This window comes from Pseudomonas emilianonis, assembly GCF_023072625.1.
Classification (GTDB): Bacteria; Pseudomonadota; Gammaproteobacteria; order Pseudomonadales; family Pseudomonadaceae; genus Aquipseudomonas; species Aquipseudomonas paraveronii.
This window is the reverse complement of record NZ_JAKNRV010000396.1, coordinates 1-4420: the sequence shown is the minus strand read 5'-3', so window position 1 is coordinate 4420 and position 4420 is coordinate 1. Positions and strand designations below refer to the sequence as shown.

Genomic DNA, 4420 nt, shown 5'->3' with positions numbered 1-4420 from the left:
ACCTTGAGTGTTGTCCTGGGTGGCGATGATGCCGGCAGCGGCGCAAAAGCACTTCGAGTACGACCCCGCCGACAACCTGATCGGCAAACTCGACCAGCAACCCGCAGCGCAACACCGCCAACTGCTGCACTACGACGCCACCGGCCGCATCATCGCCACCCAGGACAACACTCAAGGTCAGCGCGAAACCTTCGCCTACGACGCCGCCGCCAACCTGCTCGACGGCCCGCAAACCTCTGGCGGCTTGGTGCGCCATAACCGATTGCTGACCTATCAGGACAAGCGTTACCGCTACGACGGCTTTGGCCGAATGATCGAAAAGCGCAGTGCTGCGCGAGGTGTGCAGCATTTCGCTTACGACGCTGAACACCGCTTGATCCAAGTGCGCAGCCAAAAAGGCGAGCGAGAAACGGTCGTGAACATGACCTACGACCCGCTTGGCCGACGCATCGCCAAAACCGAACACGACAGCCGGGGTTATGCGCTGGGAGAAACCCGCTTCACCTGGGATAGCCTGCGCCTGCTGCAGGAGCATCGGCATAGTCAAACCAGCCTGTATCTCTATGAGGACGATGGCTATACGCCGCTGGCCCGGGTTGATGGCGTGGGCGAACACCAGAGCGTGCGCTATTACCACAACGACTTGAATGGGTTGCCGGAGCAACTGACGGAAGCTGATGGGGAAACGGTGTGGCGGGCGACTTATCGGGTGTGGGGGAACACGGTAGAAGAGGTGCGTGAGCCTTACTACATTGAAGAGCAGAACCTGCGGTTTCAGGGGCAGTATCTGGATCGGGAAATCGGGCTGCACTACAACACGTTTCGGTTTTACGATCCGGATGTGGGGCGGTTTACGACGCCGGATCCGATTGGGTTGGCGGGAGGGCTGAATTTATATGCTTACGGTATAAACCCGATTGCCTGGATCGACCCACTGGGATTCGCAGGCTGTCCGGTATCCAAAATCATCAGTAACGCAAAAAACGGAAAAGTCAGACGCGGAAAGGATTATCACGGGCGACTGGATAGCGGTCTGGAGCGACACGTCCTAAGTAGTCCTCAAGGGATCTATCAAGCCAAAAATGGCAACCTGATATTCCATAATGAGGGCAACATTGTGGTAACTCATGGTAAAGGTGGAGCCCAAGGAAATGTCATTACGAGTTATGGACCTAGCGGCCCCCGTGGCGAAAGCGGTGCCGCCATTTACGGCGGAAAATCCACTGACCCTGGTCTGCCGATAACGTCTGATATGATTCTGAAAGGGACGATTCCGAGACCCAATGGTGGTCTCATTCCTCCCGCAATAAAAATGGAAGGTTTTTAATAATGTTCATCATCCCTGACCTTGAACTCATAGAAACCTCGCTGATATGTTATGGAGACGCTTCTGTCAGATGGGTTTTCGACACCAACTCTTCCGTCGTCTGCCTCGAAGCATCAAATAAGCAGCATGTGAGTTCAGAGCATTGGATTTCAGAAAACTCGGACATTTTTTCATTCACTGAACAGGGTGACCTCGCCTGCCTAAGGTTCTCGGTCCCGGGTGAGAACCACACGGCACAGATCAATATAGAAAAAACTATCGCGGGTCGAATCAAACTTCACAAATCGCTCTATAGTGTTCCACAAACCACACTCAGGTTATTTGACCCAAAAAAAAGACGGCTCTCATGCTTCATGGCCGCGCCGATGGGGGGGAGAATCCTCACCCGCGTCAACTTTGCAAACGATCTCACGATACTCCTGTCGGGCGACGAGTATTTTGGCTTCGAACTGTCCAACCCGTTGGACTATCTGGCAACCAAGCCGGACGATCCCATTGATCATGAAAATCGGGCCAACGATGACGAATATCTATTGATGAGCGCTTTGCTTGAGACCATCTCGGACAACACAGTCGAAGCATTGGATAACGACATGGCCGAAGTAGCTAACGAGCTGAAAACACGAATATTGTCGCAAATAGAAGTCATTAAAAGCCCCTTCAGAAAGGCCATAATCGAGTCGTCTCTGGAAGACTTCATTGATTATTACGCTTAATGACAATATTAATAGGGGGGGGCTGACCCTGAGGGTTCATTAGATGAAATACTCCTATCGAATTACGAAATATGGGCCTCTGCAGGGTGACGACTGGACCAGCTTTCATGACATTGGAAATAGCGTTTCGGAAGAGGAGTATCTGCTCACCGAAACCGACTATATAAATACAGTTATCAGTATTTGCCGGTGCTTGGGCGCATCCTCTTTTACAGTTAACAATCTTGAGTTTAATTCCGAGGGCGAGCCTTACACGGAAGGGCAAGAAGTTGAGGTCGATCGGCTGGCCCCAGTTCTCACAGCAATACTGAGAGAAAGGATTTGGTGCAAGCTGAAATCGCCAGTCTGTGAGTTTCATTTTGGCTATGACTACTACATGTATTTAGTCTCGAGAATTGATGCAGACGTTTGCTTTCCGAGAGGAAACAGCAAACTGTATTTTGAGTTGTTTCAATCTCCATATCTGGATAGCCCTAACTAAGGGAAATATCATCGTCTGAATATCTCACCGAGACCTCGTGCCAACGTAACATCAGTACGATGCCAAGCAGGACGTGGACGCCATTTACCCTCACAACCAGTTCTGCAGAGGTACCGAGCGCATTTATCAATATCAGTTAGGGCTGGTCGTGCTCGGTTCTCGCCAACTGCTTGCCCTGAGTTACGTAAAGGCCCAGCCCATGGGCAATGTCGAAAACGCGCAGTGGGCGGCCCTGAAAAACACGCGAGTCTTTAACCAACACGCCTGAAGCCGTTCCTCCCTGCCTGACGCACATTTGACTGTGCGCCTGGGCGGTGTGTTGGAAGTGGCGCCCCCCCCCAACTTGGAACGATTTCAGCCGTAGTGCTTCTGCCCCCACGCCAGAAAACCGTCCAACAACTGCTTCAACACCCCCCGCGTCGGCCCCGCCAAATCCTCGCGATAACGAAACGGCTCGAACTCTTCCATATACGTGCTCTGGCACAACTCCAACTGCACGGCGTGAATGTCCTGCGCCGGGTTGCCGTAATGCCGGGTGATATGGCCGCCCTTGAAGCGCCCGTTGAGCACATGGGTGTACTGCGGATTCGCGGCGCAGATGGCTTCCAATTGGTTGGCCAGTTCAGGAGCGCAGGCGGTGCCGTTGAAGGTGCCGAGGTTGAAGTCCGGCAGCTTGCCGTCGAACAGGTGCGGGATCACCGAGCGGATCGAATGTGCATCGAACAACAGCGCGTAGCCGAATTCGGCCTTGAGCCGTGCCAGTTCGTCTTGCAGGGTGCGGTGGTATGGCGTCCAGATGTGTTCCAAGTAGGTGGCGCGCTCTTCCTTGGACGGCTCAAGGCCGTCGCGGAACAACGGCACGCCGTCGAACAGGATCGCGGGGTACAGGCCGGTGGTGGCGCCGACGTACAAGGGTTTATCGTCGGACGGCCGGTTCAGGTCGATGACAAACCGCGAGTACTCCGCTGCCAGGGTGCTGGCGCCGAGTTCTTCGGCAAAGTCATACAGCGCGGGGATGTGCCAGTCGGTGTCCGGCAGGCTTTGCGCCTCGAGGATCAACCCGGCCTGAACCGCAGGCGTCAGGCGCAGGCCGGCGTGGGGCATGCTGATCAGCAGCGGTACGCGGCCTTGTTTGAAGTTCAGAACCTTATCCACAGCGCGACTCCTTAAACAGTGACATCGACGCCGTGGCGCACGACGCGTTTTTCAAGCTCGCCGCCCAGCCAGTAGGCCAGGTCGGCGGGACGATCGATCTGCCAGGCGACAAAGTCGGCGACCTTGCCCACTTCCAGCGACCCATGGGTGGCGCCCATGCCCAGGGCGGTGGCGGCATGTTGGGTGGCGCCAGCCAGGGCTTCTTCCGGGGTCATGCGGAACAGGGTGCAGGCCATGTTCAGCATCAGGCGCACCGACAAGGCCGGCGAGGTGCCGGGGTTGAGGTCGCTGGCGATGGCGATCTTCACGCCGTGCTTGCGCAGGGCGTCCATCGGCGGCAATTGGGTTTCGCGCAGGAAGTAGAACGCGCCCGGCAGCAATACCGCGACGGTGCCGGCAGCGGCCATGGCGATGGCGTCTTCTTCGGTCATGAATTCCAGGTGATCCGCCGACAGCGCCTGGTAACGCGCGGCCAGGCTGGAACCGTGCAGCGACGACAGTTGCTCGGCGTGCAGCTTCACCGGCAGGCCGAGTTGCCGGGCGACTTTAAACACGCGCTCCACCTGTTCAGGCGAGAACGCCAGGTATTCGCAGAACGCATCCACCGCATCCACCAGCCCTTCCGCGGCCAGGGCCGGGAGCATTTCGCCGCAGATGTGATCGATGTAGGCGTCGGCGCGGTCCTTGTACTCCGGCGGCAAGGCGTGGGCGGCCAGGCAAGTGGCGCGCACGCTGACCGGC

3 protein-coding genes and 1 pseudogene are annotated in these 4420 nt (G+C 56.3%); 2 read left to right on the top strand and 2 right to left on the bottom strand.

All coding sequences use genetic code 11. The features are described from left to right. Window positions 1–22: 22 nt before the first annotated feature. A pseudogene (locus L9Z73_RS26075) lies at window positions 23–961 on the top strand (RHS repeat-associated core domain-containing protein); the annotation flags it as partial. A gap of 368 nt (window positions 962–1329) precedes the next feature. Beyond that, complete coding sequence (locus L9Z73_RS26070; protein ID WP_247407335.1) at window positions 1330–2043, top strand: hypothetical protein; 714 nt, start codon at window positions 1330–1332, stop codon at window positions 2041–2043. A gap of 835 nt (window positions 2044–2878) precedes the next feature. Here the strand turns inward: L9Z73_RS26070 and hutG are convergent. Both hutG and L9Z73_RS26060 read right to left on the bottom strand, forming a co-directional pair. Next, window positions 2879–3679 (bottom strand): N-formylglutamate deformylase, encoded by an 801-nt coding sequence (gene hutG, locus L9Z73_RS26065; RefSeq protein WP_247407333.1) that lies wholly within the window; start codon window positions 3677–3679, stop codon window positions 2879–2881. A gap of 11 nt (window positions 3680–3690) precedes the next feature. Further along, on the bottom strand, window positions 3691–4420 hold a 730-nt coding region (locus L9Z73_RS26060), incomplete at its 5' end, for an amidohydrolase family protein (RefSeq protein WP_247407331.1).